This window comes from Pseudomonas sp. MDT1-85 (assembly GCF_054898065.1).
In genome coordinates this window covers 2,588,358-2,613,730 of the sequence record NZ_CM142715.1, presented here as the reverse complement: position 1 = coordinate 2,613,730, position 25,373 = coordinate 2,588,358, and the positions used below count along the sequence as shown (strand labels likewise).

Sequence of the window (25,373 nt, the reverse complement as noted above, 5' to 3'; positions counted from 1 at the left end):
CGGCATGCCTAGGCCCACTTCTCTGACCGGTCGCAGCCTGGTCGCGGGCGCCGCTGAGGGCGCCTTGCTGTTCGCCGATATCGGGTTGAGTTTCTGGGGCGGGGTCGATCCGTATAGCGGCGAGATCATTGACCGTCACCACCCGCTCAGCGGCGAATACCTGGCCGGCCGCGTACTGGCCATCCCCAGCGGTCGCGGCTCGTGCACCGGCAGTAGCGTGTTGATGGAACTGATCAGCAACGGTCACGCACCGGCTGCACTGGTGTTGGCCGAACCCGATGAGATCCTGACCCTGGGCGTGCTTGTGGCACAGACCATTTTCGAGCGTTCCCTGCCGGTGCTGTGCGTCGGCCGGGAGGCCTTCGCCGCCCTGCGCGGCAAGGCCTTCGCTCGGGTCGAGGACACAACGCTGAGCCTGTTCGAGCACCCGCCGGGCGACGCCTGGCAGGCACTCGACAGCCCTTTGCCGAGCACCGATATCGCCACCGCGATCAAACTCACCGAACACGACCGGACGCTGCTCGACGGCCAGCATGGCAAGGCCGCGCAAGTGGCCATGCAGATCGTCCTGCGCATGGCCGAACTGCAAGGTGCCCGCCATCTGGTGGATGTCACCCAGGCGCACATCGACGGCTGCATCTACACCGGACCGGCGAGCCTGCGCTTTGCCGAACAACTGGTGCAATGGGGAGCAAAAGTGCGGGTGCCCACCACCCTCAATTCGATTTCCGTGGACCAGCGCCGCTGGCGCGAGTTGGGCATCGACCCGGCGCTCGGTGTACCGGCCAGTGCCTTGGGCGATGCTTATATGGCGATGGGCGCACAGCTGAGTTTCACCTGCGCGCCCTACCTGCTCGACAGCGCGCCGAAGGCTGGCGAGCAGATCGTCTGGGCCGAATCCAACGCGGTGGTTTACGCCAACAGCGTGCTCGGCGCACGCACTCTGAAGTACCCGGACTACCTGGACATCTGCATTGCGCTGACCGGCCGCGCACCATTGATCGGCTGCCACCTGGACGCGCAACGCAAGGCTCGGTTGCGCATCGAGTTGCCCGCTCTCGGTGAACTGGACGATGCCTTCTACCCATTGCTCGGTTACCACATTGGCGCACTGGCCGGCAGCCGGATTCCACTGGTGTTCGGATTGGAAAAACGCGAGCCGAGCCTGGACGACCTCAAAGCTTTCGGCGCAGCATTTGCCACCACATCCGCAGCGCCCTTGTTCCATATCGCCGGAGTAACTCCGGAAGCACTCGACCCAACACAGGTGCTGGAAACGGATGTATCCATACCCGTGGAAAAAATTCGCCTGATCGATCTATTGGTCAGCTGGCGCGAACTCAACAGTGCCCGCGACAGCCGGGTGGATGTGGTCTCGCTGGGCAATCCGCATTTCTCCCTCAGCGAGTTTGCCCACCTCGCGCGGTTGTGTCTCGGTCGGCACAAACACCCTGACGTGGTCCTCGCCATTACCTGCGGCCGTGCCGTGCTGGAGCAGGCGCGCGAAGCCGGGCATATCGCTGTGATTGAAGCTTTCGGCGCCACCCTGGTCACCGATACCTGCTGGTGCATGCTCGGCGAACCGGTGATCCCGCCGGCCGCAAAAACCCTGATGACCAACTCCGGCAAATACGCCCATTACGCACCCGGCCTGGTGGGCCGCAAGGTGCATTTCGCAAGCCTCGCCGAATGCGTCGATGCCGCCTGCAATGCCACCGCCAGCGGGCGCCTGCCGACGTGGTTACAACCTGCCGCCCTACTGGAGAGCCCTGCGCATGTTTGACTACAGCTTCCAATGGCGCTCAGCGCTGCGCGCGCTGCCGGACATGCTTGCCGGTGCCTTGGTCACCTTCGAGACCGCGGCGCTGTCGATGATCTTCGGTGTGCTGATCGCCCTGGCCCTGACCGTGATGCGCGAAAGCAAAAACCCGCTGCTGCGCGGCATCGGCAATGGCTGGGTATCGATCGCGCGCAACACCCCGTCGCTGTTCCAGATCTACGTCCTCTACTTCGGCCTCGGCTCGCTGGGCATGCATGTCAGCTCATGGCTCGCCCTGCTGGCCGGGATCACCTTCAACAATGCCGGGTATCTGGCGGAGAACTTTCGCGGTGGCCTCAAGGCCGTCCCGGACACACAAGTGCGCGCCGCACGTTCGCTGGGCATGAGTGCCTTTCAGGCCTACCGCATGATCATCGTCCCGCAGCTGCTGCGGATCGTCTTCTACCCGCTGACCAATCAAATGGTCTGGGCGGTGCTGATGACGTCGCTGGGGGTGATCGTCGGGCTGAACAATGACCTCACCGGCGTGACCCAGGACTACAACGTCAAAACGTTCCGCACCTTCGAGTTCTTCGCCATCGCAGCGGTGCTGTATTACCTGATTGCCAAGGCGATCGTCGCGGCAGCCCGGCTGATGGCCTGGCGGTTGTTCCGTTACTGAGGAGTCGTCCATGTTTAATACCGGGTTTTCCTCCAATGACCTGCTGTTCCTGCTCAACGGCGCGTGGGTCACGCTGCAACTGACGTTTTGGTCGATCATCCTCGGCTCCCTCGCCGGCTTGCTCTTCGGCCTGCTGCGGGCCTTGTTGCCTCGAGCCAGTCTGCCCCTCGCCTGGGTGCTGGACGTGTTTCGAAGCGTGCCGCTGTTGATCCAGTTTGTGCTGTTCAACTCGCTCAAAAGCATCGTCGGCTTGAACATCAGCGCCTTCAGCGTCGGCTGCATTGTGCTGGGGGTTTACGCCGCCGCGTACTTCACCGAAATCGTGCGCGCTGGTGTGCTTTCGGTGCCGTTCACCCTGCGGCGGGCCAGTCGCTCGCTGGGCCTGAGCTTCCTGCAGGACCTGCGCTGGATCGTCCTGCCGATGGCCACCCGGGTGGCTTTCCCCGGCTGGCTGAACCTGGTGCTCGGCGTGATGAAAGACACCGCGCTGGTGATGTGGATCGGCATCGTCGAACTGCTGCGCGCCTCGCAAACCATCGTCACCCGCCTCCAGGAACCGTTGCTGGTGCTGTGCATCGCGGGCCTTATTTACTACGTCATGAGCCTGGTGGTCGCACGCCTGGGCGCTCGTCTGGAAAGAAGGTGGCAAGAAAATGATTGAGATCGACAACGTACATAAATCGTTCGGCGACCTCGCCGTGGTCAAGGGTGTCAGCCTGACGGTGAACAAGGGCGAGGTGGTGTCGATCATCGGCGGCTCGGGCTCCGGCAAATCGACCCTGCTGATGTGCATCAACGGCCTGGAACCGATCCAGAAAGGCAGCATTCGCGTCGACGGCGTCGAGGTCCATGACAGCGCCACCGACCTCAATCGCCTGCGGCAGAAAATCGGCATCGTGTTCCAGCAATGGAATGCTTTCCCGCACCTGACGGTGCTGGAAAACGTGATGCTGGCCCCGCGCAAAGTCCTGGGTAAAAGCAAGTGCGACGCCGAGGAGCTGGCGGTGCAGCAACTGACCCACGTGGGCCTTGCCGACAAGCTCAAGACCTTCCCCGGCAAGTTGTCCGGAGGCCAGCAGCAACGCATGGCCATCGCTCGCGCCTTGGCCATGTCGCCGGACTACATGCTGTTCGACGAAGCCACGTCGGCCCTCGACCCGCAATTGGTCGGCGAGGTGCTGGACACCATGCGTATGCTCGCCGAAGACGGCATGACCATGGTGCTGGTGACCCACGAAATCCGCTTTGCCCGCGATGTCTCCGACCGCGTGGCGTTCTTTCGCAATGGCCTGGTGCACGAGATCGGCTCGCCGGATCAGGTGATCGGTAATCCGGTGCATGCGGAAACGGCGGCATTTCTGAAATCGGTGAAATAGCGGCTGGCCCCATCGCGAGCAGGCTCGCTCCCACATTTGATCGCATTCTTTCTGACAGAACTCGGTTAAATGTGGGAGCGAGCCTGCTCGCGATGAGGTCCTAACAGACAAAACAAGGAGCAAACCATGCGCTCATCGAAAGTCATTCATGTAGTCAGCTGTCATGCCGAAGGCGAAGTCGGCGATGTGATCGTCGGCGGTGTCGCCCCACCACCGGGCGCCACTGTGTGGGAGCAATCTCGCTGGATCGCCAAGGATCAGACACTGCGCAACTTCGTGCTCAACGAACCTCGCGGCGGCGTGTTCCGTCACGTCAACCTGCTGGTGCCGGCCAAGGATCCTCGGGCGCAAATGGCCTGGATCATCATGGAGCCGGCGGACACACCACCGATGTCCGGCTCCAACTCGCTGTGCGTCGCCACGGTGCTGCTCGACAGCGGCATTCTGCCGATGACCGAGCCGCAAACCCGACTGGTGCTCGAAGCACCCGGCGGCCTGATCGAGGCCGTGGCCGATTGCCGTGATGGCAAGGTCGAGCGGGTAGAAATCAAGAACGTGCCCTCCTTCGCTGATCGCCTCGACGCCTGGATCGAAGTCGAAGGCCTCGGCTCGTTGCAGGTCGACACTGCATATGGCGGCGACAGTTTTGTGATCGCCGACGCCGAGCGTCTGGGCTTTTCCATTCGTCCTGATGAGGCTGCCGATTTGGTAGCGGTCGGGCTGAAAATCACTCGAGCGGCCAATGAACAATTGGGCTTCGTCCATCCGCTGAACCCTGAGTGGTCGCATATTTCCTTCTGCCAGATTGCCGCGCCCATCGTCGTTGAACATGGCATTGCCACTGGCGCCAACGCAGTGGTGATTCAACCCGGCAAGATCGACCGCTCGCCCACCGGCACTGGTTGCTCGGCGCGCATGGCGGTGCTGCAGGCCAAGGGCTTGATGCAGGTCGGTGAGCGCTTTATTGGGCGTTCGATCATCGGTTCCGAATTCCACTGCCGCATCGATTCCCTGACCGAAGTGGCCGGACGCCCGGCGATCTACCCGTGCATTTCCGGCCGGGCCTGGATCACCGGCACCCACCAATTGCTGCTCGATCCAAGCGATCCGTGGCCACAGGGCTATCGCCTGTCTGACACCTGGCCCGGCGCCTGACTCACCCTGACCAACGGCTAGCAGAACCAACCCCGAATCTGAAAAAAGCACTAGCCGAGCATCGGCATTTAAAATATCGTATACGAAATACAATTAACGAACCGGAGGCAACAATGAGCAAGCGTATTAACTGGAGTGGCGTCTTCCCCGCGGTGACCACTCAATTCAACGATGACTTCAGCATCAACCTGGAAAAAACCCATCAGGTGATTTCCAACGTGATCCGTGACGGCGTATCGGGCCTGGTGGTGTGCGGTTCGGTGGGGGAAAACACCTCATTGACCGCCGAAGAAAAAATCGCCGTGACCGAAGTCGCGGTCGACGCCTCCCGGGGTCGCGTGCCAGTGATCTGCGGTGTGGCCGAGTTCACCAGTGTGCAAGCGGCCAAGGTCGCCAATGCCGTGCGCCGGGTCGGTGTCGACGGCGTGATGCTGATGCCGGCGCTGGTCTACGGTTCCAAGCCGTTCGAGACCGCCGAGCACTACCGCTACGTGGCGAAAAACGCCGACGTACCGCTGATGGTCTACAACAACCCGCCGATCTACAAAAACGACGTCACCCCGGACATCCTGATTTCCCTGGCCGACTGTGACAACGTGGTGTGCTTCAAGGATTCGTCCGGCGATACCCGTCGTTTCATCGACGTGCGCAATGAAGTCGGCGACCGTTTCGTGCTGTTCGCAGGTCTCGACGATGTGGTGCTGGAAAGCATCGCGGTGGGTGCCGAAGGCTGGGTCTCCGGCATGTCGAACGTGTTCCCAAAAGAAGGCGAAACCATCTTCCGCCTGGCCAAGGCCGGTCGCTTCGCCGAAGCCATGCCGATCTATGAATGGCTGATGCCAATCCTGCACCTCGATGCCCGTGCCGACCTGGTGCAGTGCATCAAACTCTGCGAAGCCATCGCCGGTCGCGGCAGCGCGCTGACCCGTCCGCCACGCCTGGCATTGCCGGAAGCCGATCGGGTGTTCGTCGAGCAGATCATGGCCAAGGCCCTGGCTAATCGTCCGGAGTTGCCAGACGTCGGTCTCTGAGTGATTGCCGGGCGGCTCTTTGCGGACCCGGCCCGGCTGCCTGTTTTTGCGCCTCTACAGGAAACGCCAGCATGTCCAATCCTCTACACACGCAAAGCGCAACCACCCCCTCGGGACTCAAACGCGTAGTGGCCGCCGCCATGGCCGGCACCGTTGCCGAGTGGTACGAATTCTTTCTCTACGGCACCGCCTCCGCACTGGTCTTCGGCCAGTTGTTCTTCCGCCAGACCGACAGCCCCATCGACGGCATCATCGCCGCCTTCGCCCTGTACGCGGTCGGCTTTCTCGCCCGCCCATTGGGCGGTCTGGTGTTCGGTCACTACGGTGACAAATTCGGCCGAAAACGCCTGCTGCAACTGAGCCTGGTGGTGGTCGGCATCACGACTTTTCTGATGGGATGCCTGCCCGGCTTCGACAGCATCGGCTATGCCGCGCCGGTGTTATTGGTGCTGCTGCGGCTGATCCAGGGCTTTGCCTTTGGCGGTGAATGGGGCGGCGCAATTTTGCTGGTGTCCGAACACTGCCCGGACAATCGCCGAGGCTTCTGGGCCAGTTGGCCGCAAGCCGGGGTGCCGGCCGGCAACCTGGTGGCCACGGTCGCGCTGCTGCTGTTGTCATCGAACCTGTCGGAGGAACAATTCCTCGCCTGGGGCTGGCGCGTGGCGTTCTGGTTCTCGGCGGTGGTGGTGCTGATCGGCTACTGGATTCGCACCAGCGTCGATGACGCGCCGATCTTCAAAGAGGCCCAGGCCCGTCAGGCACAGACCAAGCAGCAACAGCTGGGCGTGGTCGAAGTGCTGCGTCATCACTGGCACGCTGTGCTGGTCGGCATCGGCGCGCGCTTTGCCGAGAACATCCTCTATTACACCGTGGTCACCTTTTCGATCACCTACCTGAAACTGGTGGTGCACAAGGACACCTCGGAAATTCTACTGCTGATGTTCGGCGCGCACCTGGTGCACTTCTTCCTGATTCCGTTGATGGGGTATCTGTCGGATATCGTCGGGCGCAAACCGGTGTACCTGACCGGCGCGGTGCTCACTGCGTTCTGGGGCTTTATCGGTTTCCCGATGATGGACACCGGCAATAACTGGCTGATCATGGCGGCGATCATTCTGGGCCTGGGCATCGAGTCGATGACCTATGCGCCCTACTCGGCGCTGATGGCCGAAATGTTCCCGACCCATGTGCGCTACACCGCACTTTCACTGTGCTACCAGGTGGCGCCGATCTTCGCCGGTTCCCTGGCACCGCTGATCGCCATCACGCTGCTCAACAAATATCAAAGCTCGACACCCATCGCCTGGTACCTGGTTAGCGCCGCGCTGATCTCCATCGTGGCCGTCGGCCTGACCCGGGAAACCCGCGGCAAGTCGTTGCATCAGGTGGATGCCGAATCTGCTGCGCGCATTGCTGCGCTCGATAGCGCCGTGCCGGCCATGGCACGCCGGGGTGATTCATTGGTTTGAGCTCAATACCTGTAGGAGCGAGCGGTGCGGCGATCCGACTTGCCCGCGAAGGCGCCATCACATTCAACATCGATGTCGACTGACACACCGCCTTCGCGGGCAAGCCTTGGGCAAGCCTCGCTCCTACAAGGACCTCACTTTTTTTGACAGGAGTTTTCCATGCCCGAAATCATCGGCCACAACTACATCGGCGGCGCCCGCAGCGCTGCTGGCAGCATCACTCTGCACAGTCACGACGCCAGTACCGGCGAAGCGCTGACCTTCTCTTTCATACAAGCCACCGCTGAGGAAGTGGACGCCGCCGCCCAAGCCGCGGCGGCAGCCTACCCGGCCTTCCGCAATCTACCGGCAACTCGCCGTGCAGAATTTCTTGAAGCCATCGCCACGCAACTGGATGCGCTGGATGATGAGTTCGTCGCTCTGGTCACCCGCGAAACCGCACTGCCACCCGGGCGCATTCAAGGCGAACGCCGTCGTACCAGCAACCAAATGCGCCTGTTCGCTCAGGTGCTGCGCCGGGGCGATTTCTATGGTGCGCGCATCGATCGCGCCTTGCCCGAACGTCAGCCATTGCCACGGGTCGACCTGCGCCAATACCGGATCGGCCTCGGCCCGGTGGCCGTGTTCGGCGCCAGTAATTTCCCGCTGGCCTTTTCCACCGCCGGCGGTGATACCGCTGCCGCCCTGGCCGCCGGTTGCCCGGTGGTGTTCAAGGCCCACAGTGGACACATGGCGACCGCCGAACGCGTGGCCGATGCAATCATCCGCGCCGCCGAGCAAACCGACATGCCCAAAGGTGTGTTCAACATGATCTACGGTGCAGGGGTCGGTGAAGCGCTGGTCAAGCATCCGGCGATCCAGGCCGTCGGTTTCACCGGCTCGCTAAAAGGCGGTCGCGCGCTCTGTGACATGGCAGCCGCACGGCCACAACCGATTCCGGTGTTCGCCGAAATGAGCAGCATCAACCCGGTGCTGGTATTGCCTGAAGCCCTGATCGCGCGTGGCGAGAAAATCGCCGGTGAACTGGTGGCGTCGGTGGTCCAGGGTTGCGGTCAGTTCTGTACCAATCCGGGGTTGGTGATCGGTATGCGCTCACCCCACTTCAGCGCTTTCACCGCGCGTCTCAGTACGCTGATGGCCGAACAACCAGCGCAAACCATGCTCAACGCCGGCACCCTCGGCAGCTATGAAAAAGGTGTGCAGGCCTTGCTCGACCATCCGGGAATAACCCGCCTGGCAGGCCAGGATCAGCACGGCAATCAGGCGCGTCCGCAACTGTTCAAGGCCGAGGTCAGCCTGCTGCTCAAAGGTGGCCCGCTATTGCAGGAAGAAGTGTTCGGCCCGACCACCCTCGTCGTCGAAGTGGCTGATAAGGCCGAGTTGCGACAAGCGCTGAACAGTTTGCACGGTCAACTCACCGCCACGTTGATTGGCGAAACACAGGACCTGAAGGAACACACCGACTTGCTGGTACTGCTGGAACAAAAGGTCGGCCGGGTGCTGTTCAACGGCTACCCCACCGGCGTTGAAGTTTGCGATGCCATGGTGCATGGCGGCCCTTATCCGGCAACCTCCGATGCTCGTGGCACTTCGGTCGGCAGCCTGGCCATCGAGCGCTTCCTGCGCCCGGTGTGCTACCAGAACTGCCCGGACGCCTTGTTGCCCGACGCCCTGAAATACGCCAACCCGTTGGGTATTGCGCGACTCGTTGACGGCATCAACCAGCGCGACCCGGTTTAACACCACGACCTCCTGTGGGAGCGAGCCTGCTCGCGATAGCGGCGTGTCAGTCGACGAAAATGTTGAATCTGATGCCCTCATCGCGAGCAGGCTCGCTCCCACAGGAGTGGGCACACATTTCATTCAAGCCAGCAGTGCTTTCAAATCGTTATACAGCGCCTCGGGAATCTGCACGCCTTCAACCACACTGCGTGCCCGCGCCGCATAACGCCGTTGCGACGGCAAGCGGGCACCCTGCCCTTCAATGCCCTGAAACAACACTTCGGCCCGAGCCAAATGTTCCTCAGTGGCCACCCCCAGAAAACGCCGCGGATCCAGCGCGATGATCAACTCGCCATGGTACGGCGACGACTTGCTGCCCGCGTCATAGGCCAGCGACTCGGCACTGGTCAAATCACCGATCAAAGGCCCGGCGATCAACTCCACCATTGCCGCCAGCGCCGAGCCCTTGTGCCCACCGAACGTCAGCATCGCGCCGCTTTCGAGCACCACATTGGCATCGGTGCTCGGCCGACCTTCAGCGTCCACGCCCCAACCCTCGGGAATCGCCTTGTCGGCACGCCGATGCAACTCGATATCACCACGGGCAATCGCACTGGCGGCGAAGTCGAACACAAACGGATCCTGCCCCGCACGCGGCCAGCCAAAGGCGATGGGATTGGTGCCGAACACCGGCACACGTCCCCCGGCCGGTGCCATCCAGGCATGACTCGGATTACACGCCAGCGCCACTAAACCAACCGCGGTCAACTGCTCGATCTCCACCCACAGCGCCGAGAAATGCACGCAGCGATTGATCGCCAACGCCGCAATCCCGTTGGCCCGGGTTTTCTCCGTCAGCAACCCAAGCCCCGCCTGAAACGCCAACTGCGAGAAACCACCAGCGGCATCCACCCGCACGATCGACGGCGCCTGGTCGATCACCTGCGGTTCGGCATCGGCCGATACCTTGCCGGCCCGCAGGGAATTCACGCAGCCCAGAATCCGGTACAAACCGTGGGAGGCACAGCCATCGCGCTCGCCGGCGATCACCGTCGCCGCCACCGCTTGCGCGTGGGCCAGATTAAAACCGTTGTGCAACAGGATCGATTCGGCCAGTTCACGGGCTTCGATCAGGGTCAGTCGGATCATGCTCATCTCCTTGGACAGACCGGTCAGGGTGGTCTATTCGCAGAGGTGTGGCTTGATGGGTTTGGGCGCGGGGGGTGACGAAATTGGCACAGGGTTGGGGGCGGGTTTAAGGCAAAGGATCGAACTTCAAGCTGCTGAGGCTCTGCCTTGGACTTGAAATAGTTGAGGGTTGCGACTATCAGTGAGGTTCAATCCTTCGAGGGTAATCACATGCCAACGACTGAAGAATCGATCATTGCAGCAGCCAGGCTGCGCGCCGCCTACCGGGGAGAAAACGAGGCGCTGGCTGCGGCTTCAGCGCTCGAAGCCCTGGCCGTGCTGAAGAAAACATTGAAGGGAGACAAATACCAGGAGGCTCTCGAAAGACTGTACCTCGAGTACTCAACCTCTTGATCCGAATGTGCCGCACGCACTTAAAATCTAGCCCGCCCCTGCTTATCAATATCTATTCCGAGTCCCGCACTTAGCAAAAACCCAGTATTAGACTGGGCGCAATAACCGGGCTTTCTTTAAGGTGTCGCGTTGAAACAGTGGAGCTCACTTACTTCGCTGACTCCATCCGATCAGCATAAACGCGGCTCCCGGAATCCAGAGTCCAGGGTTTTCAACACCCAAACCGCAAACAAAAAGTGAAATCCCCACTACGAACAGCGGCTTTCTAAATGCATTTTCCATAATTTCTACCCCTCCTTTTAAGAATCACTCTCATTAAACCATAAAGCCTGTCAGTCGAAGGGCGAGGACCACTGTTCGTGAGACACATCGTTGTGCTTCGTGCGAGGTCATTTGATGCCTCCCTCTGAATGCAGTTTCAGCAACGCCCAGGCTTCGGCGGTAAAGCTGTAGCTCTTGTCCTGAAAATGAATGACCTCCTCTTCGCAAAGACGCTTGAGCACTTCACGCACGCTGATGAACGACAATTCGGCAGCCAAGGTGCACAGGTAAGCATGCACCCCGTGCACACCGACGGAACGTTCCTCTCTGGCGGCGACCAGCAAGGCATCGATCACCTTCAAGCGAATCAGGCTGGTGCGTAGCCCGTAAAAGCGCAGCAATTCACGGATACGCGTGTTCGTGTTGCGATCGCATTGGAGGGCTTGCCGAGCGGTCGCTGGCTGCGGCTGCATTGGCATAACGAGAGGCGACGAGACCGAGTGGTTGTACATGAAAAAATCCTTTTAAAAACGTACCGATGTAAAAATTGGCGATTATTGTTTTGACATTTTTTTACCGATCTCTCCCGACTCGGGGTTGGCGACATGGCGACGACGCAAGCGATTCGCCAAGGACAGGACCCATACAAAAAACAGCGGTACACACAAGACCCCAAGTACTGTCGCCGCCAGCATGCCGCCGATCACGCCGATGCCAATTGCTCGCTGGCTGGCGGCACCCGCACCACTGGCGAGTGCCAGGGGCAGCACACCGAGAATGAAAGCCAGGGACGTCATGACAATCGGGCGAAAACGCAAGCGCGCCGCTTCAGCAGCCGCTTGCGCAAGGCTTGCACCCTGAGCGTGAAGTGATTTGGCAAACTCGACGATGAGGATGGCGTTTTTGGCGGAAAGGCCGATGATCGTGATCAATCCCACCTTGAAGTAGACGTCATTGGGCATGCCCAACACCGTCACCGCCAATACCGAACCGAGCATGCCCACCGGCACGATCAGCAGCACGGCAAAGGGAATCGCCCAGCTTTCATACAGTGCAACCAGCACCAGCAACACCATGGTCAACGACAAGCCCAGCAACAAAGGCACCTGATCGCTGGCCTGTTGTTCCTGCAATGACAGGCCGGACCATTCCAGGCTGAAACCGGCCGGTAACTGACGGGCAATTTTCTGCATTTCCTCCATGGCTTGGCCGGTGCTGTAACCCGGCGCGGCATCACCGGAAAAACGCAACGACGCCGAGCCGTTGTAGCGAGCGATCTGCAACGGCCCGACCTGCCACTCGAAGCGGCTGAACGCCTCCAGGGGTACCAGACGGTTCTGCCGGTTGGGCACTTGCAGGCGCAACAGCGCTTCGGGCGTCTGCCGGCTGATGCCATCCGCCTGAACGATCACCCGTTGCATCCGCCCCTGATTGGCGAACTCGTTGATCTGCTCCGAACCCAGTGCCGAGGACAGGGCCGCACTGATCACATCAAAACTCACGCCCAGGGCCTCGGCCTTATCGCGATCAATGCTGACGCTGATTTGCGGCGCATCGGCCAGGCCATCCTCCATCAGGTGGCCGATCACCGGCGATGCCTTGGCGGCTTCAAGCAATTGGCTTCGAGCCTTCAATAACGCGTCTTGCCCCTGCCCCGCCAGATCCTGCAAGCGCAGATCGAACCCGCTGGAGGTGCCAAGGCCGTCCACCGGGGGCGGCACCACGCTGTACAGCGTGCCATCGGCGACATTTTCAAAGGCCTCATTCGCTTGCCGGGCCACGTCATCGCTGGACTGCCCGCTGCCGCGAAGCGACCAGTCTTTGAGGGTGACATACGACATTGCCGCGTTGGCCCCTTCCCCGGAGAAACTGAAGCCCATGATTGCCAGCACGTGATCCGTGGCAGGTTGCGCCAGGGCATAGTGTTCCCACGCCTGGACCGTCACGTCGGTGCGCGAGGCTGACGCCGCGGGTGGCAACTGGATATCGGTGACGATGTAGCCCTGGTCCTCGGCCGGCAAGAACGAGGACGGCAACCGCTGATAGGCGAAGGCGAGTACCAGCAGCAACATCAGGTACAGACACATGCTGCGCGAGCTGCGTCGAACCCAGCTCGCACCCAGCCGTTCGTAGCGTCGGGCCAGGGCATCGAAGCGTCGATTGAAAGCGTTTGCCCAGCGGTTGGGCCGGGCTTGCTGCGTGGGGTCAAAGGGTTGGAGCACGGTGGCGCACAGGGCCGGCGTCAGGGTCAGCGCCAAAAAGCCGGAGAACAGGATCGACACCGACAAAGTCATGGCAAATTGCTGGTAGATCACCCCCACCGAACCGCCCATGAACACCAACGGCAGGAACACCGCCGACAGCACCAGGGTGATGCCGACGATCGCCCCGCTCATCTGCTGCATGGCCTTGCGGGTCGCGGCCTTGGGCGACAAGCGCTCCTGAGTGATCAGCCGTTCGACGTTTTCCACCACCACAATGGCGTCGTCCACCAGAATGCCGATGGCCAGCACCATGCCGAAAAGGGTCATCATATTGATCGAGAAGCCCAATGGGGCCATGACCGCAATTGTCCCCAGCAGGCAGACCGGCACCACCACCGCTGGAATCAGTGTGTAGCGCAGATTCTGCAAAAACAGCAGCATCACCAGGAACACCAGGACCATGGCTTCGATCAGGGTGTAGATGACTTGTTTGATCGCCACCTCGACAAAGTACGAGGTGTCATAAGGCACGTTCAAGGTCATGTTCGCCGGCAGCGTGCTCGACAGCTGTCCAAGCCGTGCCTTGATCGCTGCCGCTGTTTGCAGCGCGTTGGCGCCGGGCGCCAACTGCACCGACATGGCTGCTGCCGGTTTGCCATTGAGACGCGCATCGAACCGGTAGTCCTGTCGCCCCAGTTCGACCCGTGCCACATCGTGGATTCGCACACTGGAACCGTCGTCATTGGCCCGCAACACAATGTTGCCGAATGCCTCCACCGATTCGAGCTGGCCTTGCACCATCACCGTGGCGGTAATGTGCTGGTCGGCCGGTCCCGGCCGTTCACCCATACTGCCCGCAGGCACTTGCACGTTTTGCCCGGCGATGGCCTTGCCGACATCGGCCATCGACAGGTTGTAACCCACCAATCGCGCAGGATCGACCCAGATGCGCATGGCCCGTTCGGCGGTGTACATCTGCACCCGACCAACCCCGGCTACCCGACGAATTTCATTGTTGATGGCCCGGGCCGCGTAGTCCGCCAGCCCGATGGAGTCCTGCTGGCCGTCGGTGTAGGACAAGGCATACACCAACAGGAAGTTGGAACGCGCCTGCTCCACTTTCAGGCCTTGCTCGATCACCGCCTGAGGCAAGCGCCCGACCACCCGTTGCAAACGGTTCTGCACATCGACCTGTGCCATGTCGGCATCAGTGCCCGGGTTGAAGGTGATGGTGATATCGGCACCGCCATTGGCGCTGTTGGACTCGTAATAGATCAGGCCTTTCAGACCGTTGAGCTCTTCTTCGAGCAGACTGGTGACATTCTGGCTAACGATTTGTGCCGACGCGCCAGGGTAGTTGGCGCTGACCGTGATTTGCGTCGGCGCCACGTCCGGGTACTGGTTGACCGGCAAGGTGCCGAGGGTCAGCGCTCCCGCGAGCGAGATGAACAACGCGATGACCCAGGCGAAATTCGGACGGTTGATGAAAAAATCCGGCATCGGTTGTTTCCCAAGGCCATTGGCCGTCAGTTGCGAGCCTGCTGCTCGGCCAAAGTGATGACGTTGACCTGCGTCCCCGCGCTGAGCTTGTCGACCCGCTCGATCACCACCTGTTCGCCGGCCGACAGCCCCAGAGTGATCTGCCAGTCAGAACCCAGCATCGCACCGGTGCTGACCACCCGTTCACGCAGCACGCCGCCGGCATCCACCAGCATCAACCTGGCCTGACCATCGGTGCCGCGCTGCACCGCTTGCTGCGGCACGAACAACGCTTGCGGATCGACCCCGGCCGGCGCCACCACGCGCACGTACATTCCCGGCAGCAACACGTTGTCCGGGTTGGGGAATTCGCCGCGCAAGGTCACTTGCCCAGTACTTCGATCCACAGAGATATCGGAGAACATCAACGTGCCGCGACGGGTCTGGGCGGGATTGCCCACTTGCACCGTCACCTGCGCCGAACCGCTGCCGTCCAGGGTCAGGCGTCCGCTGGCCAAGGCTTGCTGCAAAGCCACGACGTGATCGGCGGATTGGGTGAAGTCAGCGTAGATCGGGTCCAGCTGCTGAACTCGCGCCATCAATGTCGCCTCGTCCTGTCCTACCAGCGATCCTTCGCTGACCAGCGCTCGCCCGATGCGGCCGCTGATCGGTGCACGCAGCTGACAATAACCGAGGTTGAGCCGTGCGGTAATCAGGTCGGCCTGGGCAGCCAGACGATTGGCCTGGGCGCTCTTGAGGTCGGACATGGCGTCATCGAACGCTTGCGGGCTGACAGCGTTGATTTCGACCAGCTGTTTGAAGCGCTGTACCTGAGCGTTCGCGCGATAGACATCGGCCTCGACCTTGGCCAGCGCGCCTTCAGCTCGCATCAGCGCCGCCTTGAGCGGTGCCGGGTCGATGCTGAAGAGCAACTGGCCAGCCTTGACGTCGCTGCCCTCCTGAAAATGTCGGGTCAATACGACACCGGCCACCCGTGCGCGTACCTCGGCGATGCGCACCGGTTCAATCCGCCCCGGCAAATCCGTGGTCATGGCAAACGCCCGTGGCTGTACCGTCAGCGTCTTCACTTGCGGTACCGACGCACTGGGCTCGGGGGGCGGTTTTTGATCACCGCAAGCGCTTAATCCAAGCACCGTGAGCAACAGCCAGGCAGGCTTCGTCGAGGCAAAAACTGTGTACATTGTCACTCCCTGTCCAATGAAAAAAGGCCTGCCGATTGCGGTCGGCAGGCCTCTGCAGCGGCCACTCAGCGAAGCGGACGCTCGCTGATCGCACTGGCCGCGCGGAACAGGATTTGCGCAACGAAATCGATCTCCTGTTCGGTGATGATCAGCGGCGGCAGGAAGCGCACGATGGCACTGTGACGGCCGCCCAGCTCGACAATCAGACCGTGTTGCAGGCACGCCTGCTGGAAGGCCTTGGCCCGGGCGGTGTCCACCGGCGGATGGCCTTGAGCGTCAAGGGCACCCTGCGGGTCGACGATTTCCATACCGAGCATCAGGCCCCGGCCACGCACATCGCCGATCCAGCTGAATTCGCTTTGCAGCGTCAGCAACTGTTTGCGCAAATGCGCGCCAGCGCTCTCGGCGTGGGCCACCAGACCTTCGTTGCGGATGAAACGCAAGGTCGCGGTACCGGCCGCCATCGCCAACTGATTGCCACGGAAAGTGCCGGCGTGGGCACCCGGTTGCCACACGTCCAGGGAATCGTTGTAGACCATCACCGACAGCGGCAGACCACCACCGATGGCCTTGGACAAAGTGATGACGTCCGGGGTAATGCCCGAGTGCTCGAAGCCGAACATCCGGCCGCTACGGGCGATGCCGCATTGAATTTCATCGACGATCAATGGAATGCCGTGGGCCTGGGTCAGGCGACGCAGTTCCTGCATCCAGCGATCGGGAGCGATGATCACACCGCCTTCGCCCTGGATCGGCTCAAGGATCATCGCCGCAGGCGCGGTGACGCCACTTTCCGGATCGTTGAGCAAATGTTCGAGGTAGTGCACGTTCAAGGTCACGCCCTGTTCGCCGGCGACCCCGAACGGGCAACGGTAATCATGGGGAAACGGCAGACGTTGCACGCCGGCCATCAAGCCGCCCAAAGCATTTTTCGGCGACAGGTTGCCGCTGATCGCCAGCGTCCCCAGGGTCATGCCGTGGTAGGCCCCTTCAAAGGCCAGTACCGAATGCCGGCCAGTGGCGGTGCGGGTCAGTTTCAGTGCTGCTTCCACCGCGTCGGCGCCACTGGGGCCACAAAACTGGATGCGCGCATTGCGAGCGAATTCTGTGGGCAGGCAGCCGAAGATTTCCTGTACGAATGCGTCCTTCACCGGAGTCATGAGGTCCAGGGTATGCATCGGCACACCTGAGGCCATGACCTGAGTGATGGCTTCGATAATCACCGGATGGTTGTGACCCAGCGCCAGGGTGCCAGCACCGGCCAGGCAATCGACGAACACTTGTCCGCGACTGTCCTGCACATAGATTCCGTGAGCCCGTTCCAGCACCAGCGGAATGCGCCGCGGGTAACTGCGAGCGTTGGATTCCTGCTGTTGCTGGCGTTCCAGCATCGGCGTCGAATCAAGGCAATACGGGCTCGACAGACCGGTGTGCAACAGGCGTAGCTGTTGCGCGCCACCCGATGTGACATTCGAAAAAGCACTCATGATTTCCTCCATGGAGGCTGGGTCTGGAAGGGAACAAATAGCTGAGAACAAGCATCGGTGACTTTGAAAACCGAACGCGGAGAGATTGCCTCCCCGCGTTCATGGGTTTACATGTCGTAACGCAGAGCCATACCCACCGTGCGCGGCGCGCCGACATCGATGATGTCGTCGTTGCGGTTGTTGGTGACGTATTCCTTGTCGAAGGCGTTTTTCACGAAACCGGACACAGCGATGTTCTTGGTGACTTTGTATTCGGTGTTGAAGTTGACCAGCACGTAGTTGTCGCTCTTGAGCTCGCCGTTTACCTGACCGTCCGCGTCGAACAGGTATTCCGACGGCGCGGTGCTCTGGTAGGTGACGTCCGTGTTGAAGGTCAGGCGGTCGTCCCAGCGATAGGTACCACCCACCGACATCTTGTACTTGGGCGAATAGAGGAACGATTCGCCGCTCCGGTCCTCGCCATCACCCGTGACGAAGTCCTTGTACTTGCTATCGGTGATAGCGCCACCCGCAGTCAGCGTCAGCTGTTCGGTGATGTCTTTTTCAACGAAGACTTCCAGCCCCTTGATCTCACTGCGACCGGCGTTGTACACCTGAGAGAAGTCGCTACCGCTCTTCCGGATACTGACCTGCTGGTCCTTCCAGTCGGTGTAGTACAGGTTGGCGCGGGTACGCAGGGTATCGTCGAAGAACGAACCGCGGTACGACAGTTCATAGTTGGTGGTGTATTCAGGATCGTAGGACTGGTGACCGCCGCCGGCACGGACGTTGACGCCGCCGCCGCGATAGCCTTTCTGCACCATGAATCCAAGGTACTGCCCCGTGGCCAGCTCATAGTTGATGCCCAGTTTCGGCAGCACGGCATCAAACGACTTGCTGACTTGTCCGGGGCTGGAGAAGTCATCCTGCTCGATGTCGGTGTCGTTCGTCTCGTGGTCGTAGCGCAGACCGGTGATCAACGTCCAGCGCGGCGCGAATGTCCAGTTGATTTCACCGAACACCGCCTTGTTTTCAATCTTGGTATCACCCTTGGAGGTACCGAACAGTTCGTTATCGAACAACAACCGGTCGTGGAAATTGTTGGTGTTGTGACCATAGTAGGCACCGACGAAACTCTTCACCGTGTCGGAGGTGTAATTCAGACGCAACTCCTGACTGAACAGGTCGCTGTCCTGCTTGCGCAGAACGACTTCATTAGAGTCAGCGGTCTGGTCAAAGTCCAGTCGGGCGCTGTAGTCCGTACGGGTATTGGCGGTGAGGCTTGTCAGCGTCCAGGCATCGTTCAGGCGGTAATCCACTTTTGCGCTGAGGGTGTCCTGCTTGAAGTTGTCGAAAGCCTTGGTATTGGAAGAAATATCGTAATACCTGGGCTTTCCATTGACACTCATCGTCGAACGGTCGCCCAGGCGGTGTTCGTTATGGGCATAGGTCAGCAAAACGTCCGTGTCGTCATTGGGCAGGATCAGCAATTTGCCGCGGGTATTGCTGGTGCGATGCGGGTTGGCGTCCTCATTGAGCGTGACGTTATCGATGTAACCGTCGCCGTCCTGATAATCCACGGCGATACGCCCGGCAATCTTGTCGTCGACGATCGAACCACCGCCGGCTACCGCCGCGCCCTTCTCACCATAGTTCCCCACATTGGTCTGCGCCGAGAAGCTCGGTTGGAAGGTAGGGTTTTTGGTCTGGATAACCACCGCGCCGGCCAGGGAATTTCGACCCTGAGTGGTGGACTGCGGGCCGAGGAAAATTTCGACCTGTTCCGCATCCCACAACGGGACCGGACTGAGGGTCAGCGTGCGGTTCGGCTGCACGGCGCCGTCGACATAAACCGATACCGCACCGTTGAGGGTCGCTGGGCCCTGGTCATCGAAACCGGATACCGGCACACCGCGAATACCCCAGTTTTCGTTACCGGTCTGACTGTATACACCCGGCGTACGGGCGAACACGTCGACCAGGCTATTGTCGGCCTTCTCGCGTAGTTGCTGTTCAGTGACGACCACGACACTGGACTGGGTTTGTTCAAGAGAGCGGTTGATTTTTTCACCCGTCACGGTGATCGGAGCGATCTCCATTGTCTTCGACTGTTCGGCCGCCCATGCGCTGTTAACCAGGCACACCGCCGACCCCACAGCCAACGCAATTGTGTTCTTTTTGAAATTCACGCCCCGCTCCCATGCGACAGATTTTTTAGTTTTTTGAGCTGGCTGGAACCCTGTTTTTCGCCAGCGGAGCGGAGTCTAATTCAAAAAAAAAATTAAATAAATAGTATTGATAATCTATCTCATTTGTACCTAATATGCCGTCTTGTATTAACACCAATACATTACAGACAAGTCCTACACCCACGACCTCTGCTGCGTTTCAAGGTCCTGCGATTTGTCGAGAAAGATAAAAAAGGATGCGCAAGGATGACCTCAATCGAACACCTGAACGGGCGTTCCGAGTCTTTTTCCATTGCTCCAGCAGATGGCAGCGAACTGTCATTACCCATGCTGGTACAGGCAACGCCGGGACAGTCGATTCATGATCTGGACGCTTCGACCCGCGACAGTCTGCCCCATGCGCTGATCACGACTGGTGGGGTGCTGTTTCGTGGTTTTACCGTCGCCACGCCCATCGATTTCAAGCGCTTCGCCGCCAGTTTCGGCGCACCGCTGGCCAGCTACGAATTCGGCTCCACGCCGCGCAGCAAAGTCTTCGCCGGGGTCTATAGCTCCACCGAATACCCGGCTCATCAATTCATCCCCTTGCACAACGAGCAGGCCTACACCCGCCCATGGCCTTCGCGCATCTGGTTCCACTGCATCAAGGCCAGTGAAACCGGTGGCGAAACGCCGATTGCCGACAGCCGCCTGATCTACCAACGCATGCCCGCCGAGATCCGCGAGCTGTTTGCCAGCCGTAAGCTTCTCTATGTGCGCAATTACAGCGGCGCACTGGATCTGCCCTGGCAGAAAGTCTTCAACACCGATGACCGCGCGCAGGTTGAACGCTACTGCCAGGACAACGACATCGAGTGGGAATGGAAAGCCGATGGCGACCTGCGCACCCGTCAGCGTTGCGCCGCCGTGCTGCAGCATCCCGATAGCGCAGAGTGGGTCTGGTTCAACCAGGCGCACCTGTTCCACGTGTCGGCCATTGAACCGGGTGTACGCGCCAGCCTGCTGGCGGCGGTGGGTGAAGAGAACCTGCCACGCCACGTCTACTTCGGCGACGGTTCGGTGATTCCCGACGATGTGCTCGACACCGTGCGCGAGGTCTATCGCCAGACCGCCATCAGCTTTCCCTGGCAACCCGGCGACATCCTGATGCTCGACAATCGACTGGTCGCACACGGCCGCAATCCTTACACCGGTGACCGCAAAGTCATCGTTGCCATGGCGTGAATACCACCATGTTCTCTTTCAATCACTGGATCGAAGTGCTGGAGGCCAACGCCCTGCACTTCCCGCAGCGTGCTGCCCTGCACTTCTTGCCGGACGGCGTCGAGATCGGCGAAACCCTGACCTTTGCCCAATTGCACGAGCAGTCCCGATCGCTGGCGGCCGCGCTGCAATCGCGCTACGCGCCGGGCGATCGCGTGTTGTTGATGCTGCCCAGCAGCCTCGATTATGCCCGTGCGTTTTGCGCCTGTTTATATGCCGGCCTGATCGCCGTGCCGTTGTTCCCGCCACCGTCGCGCAAACCGCGCCATTTGGACCGGGTACGCAAAGTGGTGGTGGATGCCGAACCGGCGCTGATTCTCGCGCCTGCGGATCATTGCCAGGGTTTGCTGGAACTGGTGGAAGGCCAGGTCGACGTATTGACGGTCCAGGACCTCGGCTCCCCACCGGCCAGTCAGTGGCAACGTCCGGATGTCGAGGGTGCGACGGTGGCATTCCTGCAATACACCTCGGGCTCCACCGGCACGCCCAAAGGCGTTGAAGTACGCCAGCGCAACCTGATCGCCAACGTCGAATTGATGCGCCAGGCCTACGGTTTCGATGAGCATGGCGGCATGGTCAACTGGCTGCCGCTGTACCACGACATGGGTCTGATCGGCGGCATGCTGGCCCCGCTTTACAGCGGCATGCCTTGCTACCTGATGGCCTCGCAGACCTTCGTCAACGCGCCGTCGACCTGGCTGCAGGCGTTGAGCCGCTACCGCGCCACCGCCAGTTTCGCCCCCAATTTCGCCTATGCACTGTGCAACCGGGTGGTCAGCGACAACCTCATCGCACAGCTCGACTTGAGCGCCTGGCAACACGCAATCAACGGCGCCGAACCGATCCACCCCGCTACCCTCGAAGCCTTCGCCCAGCGCTTTGCCGCTTGCGGTCTCAACCCTCTGGCAATCAGCCCCGGTTACGGCCAGGCCGAAGCGACGCTGTGTGTCAGTGCCACGCCGGCCGACGCTTTGCCAGTGGTGTTGCGCCTGGACAAAGCCGTGCTGGAAACCGGTCGCGCCGTGTTGGCCGCCGCCGATGCCGCTGCCGTGGAGTTCGTCGCCTGCGGTTATCCGCAAGCGCTGCACAGCATTGCCATCGTCGACCCACAAAGCCATGAACGCTGTGCCCACGATCGCATCGGCGAAGTCTGGCTGAAAGGCCCGAGCAACGCCGAAGCCTACTGGAAAAACCCCGAAGCCAGTCGCGAAGCCTTTGAGGCGCGCATTGTCGGCGAACCCGGCAACTACCTGCGTTCCGGCGACCTGGGCTTCATGCACGAAGGTCAGGTGGTGATCTGCGGGCGGCTCAAGGACTTGCTGATTCTCAATGGGCGCAACCTGTACCCCCACGACATCGAATTCGCCATTACCGATGCCGAGCCGGGCATTCGCACCGGGCGCATCGCCGCGTTCTCGCAAATGGACCCCGCACTGGGCCGCGAGAAACTGGTGATCGTCGCCGAGCCGCAACGCAAGTTCGTCGACCCGGCGCATCACCCGGCGCTGTTTGCGTCGATGCAAAACGCCGTGCGCGAAGCCGCCGACTGCGGTATCGATCAGATCGTGCTGGTGGAAGCCGGCACCATTCCCATGACCACCAGCGGCAAGATCGCTCGTCAAGGTGCACGTAAACAACTGGCCGCGGGCACCTTGAGCATCATCGCCCAGAGCGGTGGGCAGATTGCCTCGAGCAGCGAAACCATTGACCTCGCTCTACTAAAGCATCGCGTGGAGAATACGCCGCAACTCGCACAGCCCTCGTGCCGTCAATGGCTTGAGCAAACCCTGCGCGAGGTCAATCCGTATCTCGCGGCAGACTTTGAACTCAGTCTGATCGGCCTCGGCCTGGACTCCATCAGCGTGGCCGATTTTGCCGCTCGCCTGTACAAGGATCTGGGCTGGAACCTTGATACCCAAAGCCTGTTCGGCGAACAAACCCTGGCGCAATGGGCGTTGGCCTTGCAGGTTTTCCTGAGCGAGCCATCGCCAGCAACCAGTACATCGATCGCGCCTGCGAGTGTCGGCCAAAGTCGTCAATCATTCGCGCAAAGTCGTCTGTGGTTCTTGCGCCAATTGAACCCGAACGATACCCGGCACAATCTGGTGTTGCACCTGAGCCTGCAAGGTCCGCTCGACATCGAAACCCTGGCGCTGCACCTGAATACCCTCGTCAACCGTCATAGTGTGTTGCGCACGGTGTATCGCGATGGTGTCGATGGCCCGCAGCAACAGGTTTTGCCGGCCACCGCCGTGCCGCTGACCTGGCACGATTTGCGTGATCAGAGCGAGGCACAGCAACAGCAAACCCTCAGCGACTGCCTGGCCAACGAACACGCCGCGCCAGTCAACCTCGAAACCGGTCCGCTGTTGCGCGCGCAACTGCTCAGCCGTCACGATGACCAGCATGACCTGCTCCTGACCCTGCACCACATCGCCTTCGACGGACGCTCTGCGCAAGTGCTGCTGGCGGAACTGGCAGGCGCCACCGACGCCAAGTTGCCGGTGCAGTACCTGGATTTCGTCCAATGGGAAGCCACGTACTGGAGCGAACAGCGGATCGCCACGGAACAAGGCTTCTGGCGTGAGCATCTGGCAAACAGGCCGCAAACCCTCGAACTGGGTGGCAGCGGCCAGACCCAGGGCGAGCACAGCCTGAATTTCACTGTGCCCCAGGCCACCTGCGAACACCTTGCAGCGATGGCCCGCGAGCAAGGCATGACCCTGTTCATGCTGCTTTTGGCCAGCTATCAGTTGGTGCTCAAGCAACTCGGTGGTCAGGAGCAATTTCTGCTGGGCACCGATGTCAGCGGCCGTCCGCTGGCGGAACACAACGACGTCATCGGCTTCTTCGTCAACCAACTGACCCTGCGCTGTGACCTGCACGGGGAACCGACACTGGCCGGTTTCCTGGAACGGGTGCGCGATGAGGCGCGACTGGCTTACGCCCACCAAGGCCTGCCTTTCGATCTGGTGGTGTCGGCGCTGGCACCGGAGCGCCGCCCGGGTCATTCGCCGCTGTTCCAGGTCAAGCTCAACTATCAACCGTCACGGGTAACTCCAACCGATATCGCCGGTGCGCACATGACTGCTCTGGATGTGGCGCAGGCGCCGGGAGATTTCCACCTGGTGCTCGATCTGGTGCACGGCGCCGAAGGCCTCGACGCGAACCTCAAGTACCGCGGCGAATACTTCGATCAGGATCGCGCCCTGCGCCTGCAACACCTGTGGACCTGCCTGCTGGGCGAGATCCAGAACCTGCTGGACGAACCGCTGCCGGCACTGGCCGAACGGCTGGGCACCCGGGATCAGGCTTTTCAGCGTGAACGCCAACAGTCCCAAGCCCTGGCCGGTCGCAGCCAGATGATGCAAACCAAACGTCGCTCATTGACCCTCTAACCGAGTTGGATGCCTTTATGTCTATCGTGCCCCCATCGTCTCGTGCCCTTGGCGCCGTGCGCCGCAAAGCCATGAACGTCTCGGAACAGCAACTGGTCAGCGAGCGTCTGCTGAGCCCGGACCACGCCTTGCCGCTGGTGATCGAGCCGGCAGTCAGCGGCGTCGATCTGGTCGCCTGGGCGACCCGTGAACGTGAAAGCCTGGAGAAAAAACTGCTGCAATACGGCGCCCTGCTGTTTCGCGGGTTCTCGGTGCTGTCCGTGGAGCAATTCGACCAGGTGATCGCCGCCCTCTCCCCCGGCGCGCTGGAATACATGTTCCGCGCCTCGCCGCGCACTCGGGTCGGCGGCAACATCTACACCTCGACCGACTACCCGGCCGACCAGATGATTTTCCCGCACAACGAACATTCCTATTCGCCGCGCTTCCCGCTGCGGCTGTTCTTCTACTGCCACATCCCGTCCGAGACTGGCGGCGAAACCCCCATCGGCTCGACCCGTGCGGTGAAGGCCAGTATCAGCCCCGAGATCGAAGCACGGTTCCGCGAAAAAGGCGTGCTGTACGTGCGCAATTACGGCGACGGTTTCGGCCTGCCCTGGCAGACCGTGTTCCAGTCCGAAGACCGTAGCGAAGTGCAAGCCTACTGCGCCAGCGTCGGCATCGAAGTGGAATGGAAAGAAAACAACCGCTTGCGTACTCGCCAGCGGGGGCCGGCGGTGGTGCGTCATCCACGCACCGGTGAAGAAGTGTGGTTCAACCACGCGACCTTCTTCCACATCAGCACCCTGCCCCCGGCGATCCGCGATTCGCTGCAAAGCAACTTCAACGACCTCGACCTGCCCACCAACACCTTTTATGGCGACGGCGAACCGATCGAACCGCAAGTACTGGAGGCCCTGCGAGCAGCCTACCTCGACTCGCTGGTGCGGTTCAGTTGGCAGCAGGGCGACGTGTTGTTCATCGACAACATGCTCGCGGTACACGGTCGTGAACCCTTCACCGGCAAGCGCGCAATCATGACCGGCATGGCCGAAGCCCTGCTGCAAAGCGACGTCGCCGTCTGACCTTTTCAAAGGGCACATCAGCTGTTCGCAAGAGGCTCACCTGACACCCGGTCAGCGAGCCTCGGCACCTCTGCCATGGCCCAGGTTTAACCCCCATTTTTAGTCGAGTTG

18 protein-coding genes are annotated in these 25,373 nt (G+C 60.9%); 12 read left to right on the top strand and 6 right to left on the bottom strand.

What is annotated here, in order from left to right; genetic code table 11:
- Positions 1–4: 4 nt before the first annotated feature.
- From lhpI to ACYZT2_RS11740, 8 genes are all read left to right on the top strand, one after another.
- Complete coding sequence (lhpI, locus tag ACYZT2_RS11775; RefSeq protein ID WP_461972245.1) at positions 5–1,783, top strand: cis-3-hydroxy-L-proline dehydratase; 1,779 nt, start codon at positions 5–7, stop codon at positions 1,781–1,783.
- Positions 1,776–2,441: an amino acid ABC transporter permease gene (locus tag ACYZT2_RS11770; protein ID WP_123721031.1), complete on the top strand. Its 666-nt coding sequence runs from the start codon at positions 1,776–1,778 to the stop codon at positions 2,439–2,441. The genes lhpI and ACYZT2_RS11770 overlap by 8 nt, the downstream gene beginning before the upstream one ends.
- A 10-nt stretch (positions 2,442–2,451) precedes the next feature.
- On the top strand, positions 2,452–3,102 hold the full coding sequence (locus tag ACYZT2_RS11765; RefSeq protein ID WP_461972243.1) for an amino acid ABC transporter permease: 651 nt from the start codon (positions 2,452–2,454) through the stop codon (positions 3,100–3,102).
- Entirely contained in the window at positions 3,095–3,817 is a 723-nt protein-coding gene (locus tag ACYZT2_RS11760; protein ID WP_095053608.1) for an amino acid ABC transporter ATP-binding protein, read from the top strand. Before ACYZT2_RS11765 ends, ACYZT2_RS11760 begins: the two co-directional genes overlap by 8 nt.
- Positions 3,818–3,943: 126 nt before the next feature.
- The gene (locus ACYZT2_RS11755) at positions 3,944–4,972 is read left to right on the top strand and encodes a trans-3-hydroxy-L-proline dehydratase (RefSeq protein ID WP_461972241.1); all 1,029 of its coding nucleotides are present in this window, start codon (positions 3,944–3,946) and stop codon (positions 4,970–4,972) included.
- 113 nt (positions 4,973–5,085) lie between these two features.
- A complete protein-coding gene (locus ACYZT2_RS11750) occupies positions 5,086–6,003 on the top strand; it encodes a dihydrodipicolinate synthase family protein (RefSeq protein WP_007903713.1) in 918 nt (305 codons plus the stop codon).
- A 71-nt stretch (positions 6,004–6,074) separates the two neighbouring features.
- Positions 6,075–7,472, top strand: a complete 1,398-nt coding sequence (gene abaF / locus ACYZT2_RS11745) for a fosfomycin efflux MFS transporter AbaF (protein WP_461972238.1) — start codon at positions 6,075–6,077, stop codon at positions 7,470–7,472.
- 159 nt (positions 7,473–7,631) lie between these two features.
- A complete protein-coding gene (locus tag ACYZT2_RS11740) occupies positions 7,632–9,212 on the top strand; it encodes an aldehyde dehydrogenase (NADP(+)) (protein WP_461972236.1) in 1,581 nt (526 codons plus the stop codon).
- Between the two features lie 123 nt (positions 9,213–9,335).
- On the opposite strand, the gene ACYZT2_RS11735 is transcribed toward ACYZT2_RS11740, so the two are convergent.
- On the bottom strand, positions 9,336–10,343 hold the full coding sequence (locus ACYZT2_RS11735) for an Ldh family oxidoreductase (RefSeq protein WP_461972234.1): 1,008 nt from the start codon (positions 10,341–10,343) through the stop codon (positions 9,336–9,338).
- Positions 10,344–10,553: 210 nt separating this feature from the next.
- Between ACYZT2_RS11735 and ACYZT2_RS11730 the strand changes: the two genes are divergently transcribed.
- On the top strand, positions 10,554–10,736 hold the full coding sequence (locus ACYZT2_RS11730) for a hypothetical protein (RefSeq protein ID WP_032830469.1): 183 nt from the start codon (positions 10,554–10,556) through the stop codon (positions 10,734–10,736).
- Positions 10,737–11,125: 389 nt separating this feature from the next.
- Here ACYZT2_RS11730 and ACYZT2_RS11725 read toward each other — a convergent pair whose 3' ends face one another.
- The 5 genes from ACYZT2_RS11725 to ACYZT2_RS11705 form a co-directional block, all read right to left on the bottom strand.
- A complete protein-coding gene (locus ACYZT2_RS11725; protein ID WP_461972232.1) occupies positions 11,126–11,509 on the bottom strand; it encodes a fe2+ zn2+ uptake regulation protein in 384 nt (127 codons plus the stop codon).
- A 42-nt stretch (positions 11,510–11,551) separates the two neighbouring features.
- Positions 11,552–14,701 (bottom strand): multidrug efflux RND transporter permease subunit, encoded by a 3,150-nt coding sequence (locus tag ACYZT2_RS11720; protein ID WP_461972230.1) that lies wholly within the window; start codon positions 14,699–14,701, stop codon positions 11,552–11,554.
- Positions 14,702–14,727: 26 nt separating this feature from the next.
- A complete protein-coding gene (locus ACYZT2_RS11715) occupies positions 14,728–15,882 on the bottom strand; it encodes an efflux RND transporter periplasmic adaptor subunit (RefSeq protein WP_461972228.1) in 1,155 nt (384 codons plus the stop codon).
- Between the two features lie 65 nt (positions 15,883–15,947).
- The gene (locus ACYZT2_RS11710) at positions 15,948–17,369 is read right to left on the bottom strand and encodes a diaminobutyrate--2-oxoglutarate transaminase (protein WP_461972226.1); all 1,422 of its coding nucleotides are present in this window, start codon (positions 17,367–17,369) and stop codon (positions 15,948–15,950) included.
- Between the two features lie 107 nt (positions 17,370–17,476).
- Complete coding sequence (locus ACYZT2_RS11705; RefSeq protein ID WP_461972224.1) at positions 17,477–19,537, bottom strand: TonB-dependent receptor; 2,061 nt, start codon at positions 19,535–19,537, stop codon at positions 17,477–17,479.
- Positions 19,538–19,783: 246 nt separating this feature from the next.
- Here ACYZT2_RS11705 and ACYZT2_RS11700 point away from each other — a divergent pair, with 246 nt between their 5' ends.
- From ACYZT2_RS11700 to ACYZT2_RS11690, 3 genes are read left to right on the top strand one after another with little or no spacing between them, the layout of a single operon-like run.
- Positions 19,784–20,761, top strand: coding sequence for a TauD/TfdA family dioxygenase (locus ACYZT2_RS11700; RefSeq protein ID WP_461972222.1), 978 nt, complete (start codon positions 19,784–19,786; stop codon positions 20,759–20,761).
- 8 nt (positions 20,762–20,769) lie between these two features.
- The gene (locus tag ACYZT2_RS11695) at positions 20,770–24,198 is read left to right on the top strand and encodes a condensation domain-containing protein (RefSeq protein ID WP_461972220.1); all 3,429 of its coding nucleotides are present in this window, start codon (positions 20,770–20,772) and stop codon (positions 24,196–24,198) included.
- 17 nt (positions 24,199–24,215) lie between these two features.
- The gene (locus tag ACYZT2_RS11690) at positions 24,216–25,262 is read left to right on the top strand and encodes a TauD/TfdA family dioxygenase (protein WP_461972218.1); all 1,047 of its coding nucleotides are present in this window, start codon (positions 24,216–24,218) and stop codon (positions 25,260–25,262) included.
- Positions 25,263–25,373 lie beyond the last annotated feature (111 nt).

What these genes read in the sequence shown, in the direction of transcription:
- lhpI (WP_461972245.1), top strand. Translation starts at nt 5, where the DNA reads ATGCCTAGGCCCACTTCTCTGACCGGTCGCAGCCTGGTCGCGGGCGCC.
- ACYZT2_RS11770 (WP_123721031.1), top strand. Translation starts at nt 1,776, where the DNA reads ATGTTTGACTACAGCTTCCAATGGCGCTCAGCGCTGCGCGCGCTGCCG.
- ACYZT2_RS11765 (WP_461972243.1), top strand. Translation starts at nt 2,452, where the DNA reads ATGTTTAATACCGGGTTTTCCTCCAATGACCTGCTGTTCCTGCTCAAC.
- ACYZT2_RS11760 (WP_095053608.1), top strand. Translation starts at nt 3,095, where the DNA reads ATGATTGAGATCGACAACGTACATAAATCGTTCGGCGACCTCGCCGTG.
- ACYZT2_RS11755 (WP_461972241.1), top strand. Translation starts at nt 3,944, where the DNA reads ATGCGCTCATCGAAAGTCATTCATGTAGTCAGCTGTCATGCCGAAGGC.
- ACYZT2_RS11750 (WP_007903713.1), top strand. Translation starts at nt 5,086, where the DNA reads ATGAGCAAGCGTATTAACTGGAGTGGCGTCTTCCCCGCGGTGACCACT.
- abaF (WP_461972238.1), top strand. Translation starts at nt 6,075, where the DNA reads ATGTCCAATCCTCTACACACGCAAAGCGCAACCACCCCCTCGGGACTC.
- ACYZT2_RS11740 (WP_461972236.1), top strand. Translation starts at nt 7,632, where the DNA reads ATGCCCGAAATCATCGGCCACAACTACATCGGCGGCGCCCGCAGCGCT.
- ACYZT2_RS11735 (WP_461972234.1), bottom strand. Translation starts at nt 10,343, where the DNA reads ATGATCCGACTGACCCTGATCGAAGCCCGTGAACTGGCCGAATCGATC.
- ACYZT2_RS11730 (WP_032830469.1), top strand. Translation starts at nt 10,554, where the DNA reads ATGCCAACGACTGAAGAATCGATCATTGCAGCAGCCAGGCTGCGCGCC.
- ACYZT2_RS11725 (WP_461972232.1), bottom strand. Translation starts at nt 11,509, where the DNA reads ATGTACAACCACTCGGTCTCGTCGCCTCTCGTTATGCCAATGCAGCCG.
- ACYZT2_RS11720 (WP_461972230.1), bottom strand. Translation starts at nt 14,701, where the DNA reads ATGCCGGATTTTTTCATCAACCGTCCGAATTTCGCCTGGGTCATCGCG.
- ACYZT2_RS11715 (WP_461972228.1), bottom strand. Translation starts at nt 15,882, where the DNA reads ATGTACACAGTTTTTGCCTCGACGAAGCCTGCCTGGCTGTTGCTCACG.
- ACYZT2_RS11710 (WP_461972226.1), bottom strand. Translation starts at nt 17,369, where the DNA reads ATGAGTGCTTTTTCGAATGTCACATCGGGTGGCGCGCAACAGCTACGC.
- ACYZT2_RS11700 (WP_461972222.1), top strand. Translation starts at nt 19,784, where the DNA reads ATGACCTCAATCGAACACCTGAACGGGCGTTCCGAGTCTTTTTCCATT.
- ACYZT2_RS11695 (WP_461972220.1), top strand. Translation starts at nt 20,770, where the DNA reads ATGTTCTCTTTCAATCACTGGATCGAAGTGCTGGAGGCCAACGCCCTG.
- ACYZT2_RS11690 (WP_461972218.1), top strand. Translation starts at nt 24,216, where the DNA reads ATGTCTATCGTGCCCCCATCGTCTCGTGCCCTTGGCGCCGTGCGCCGC.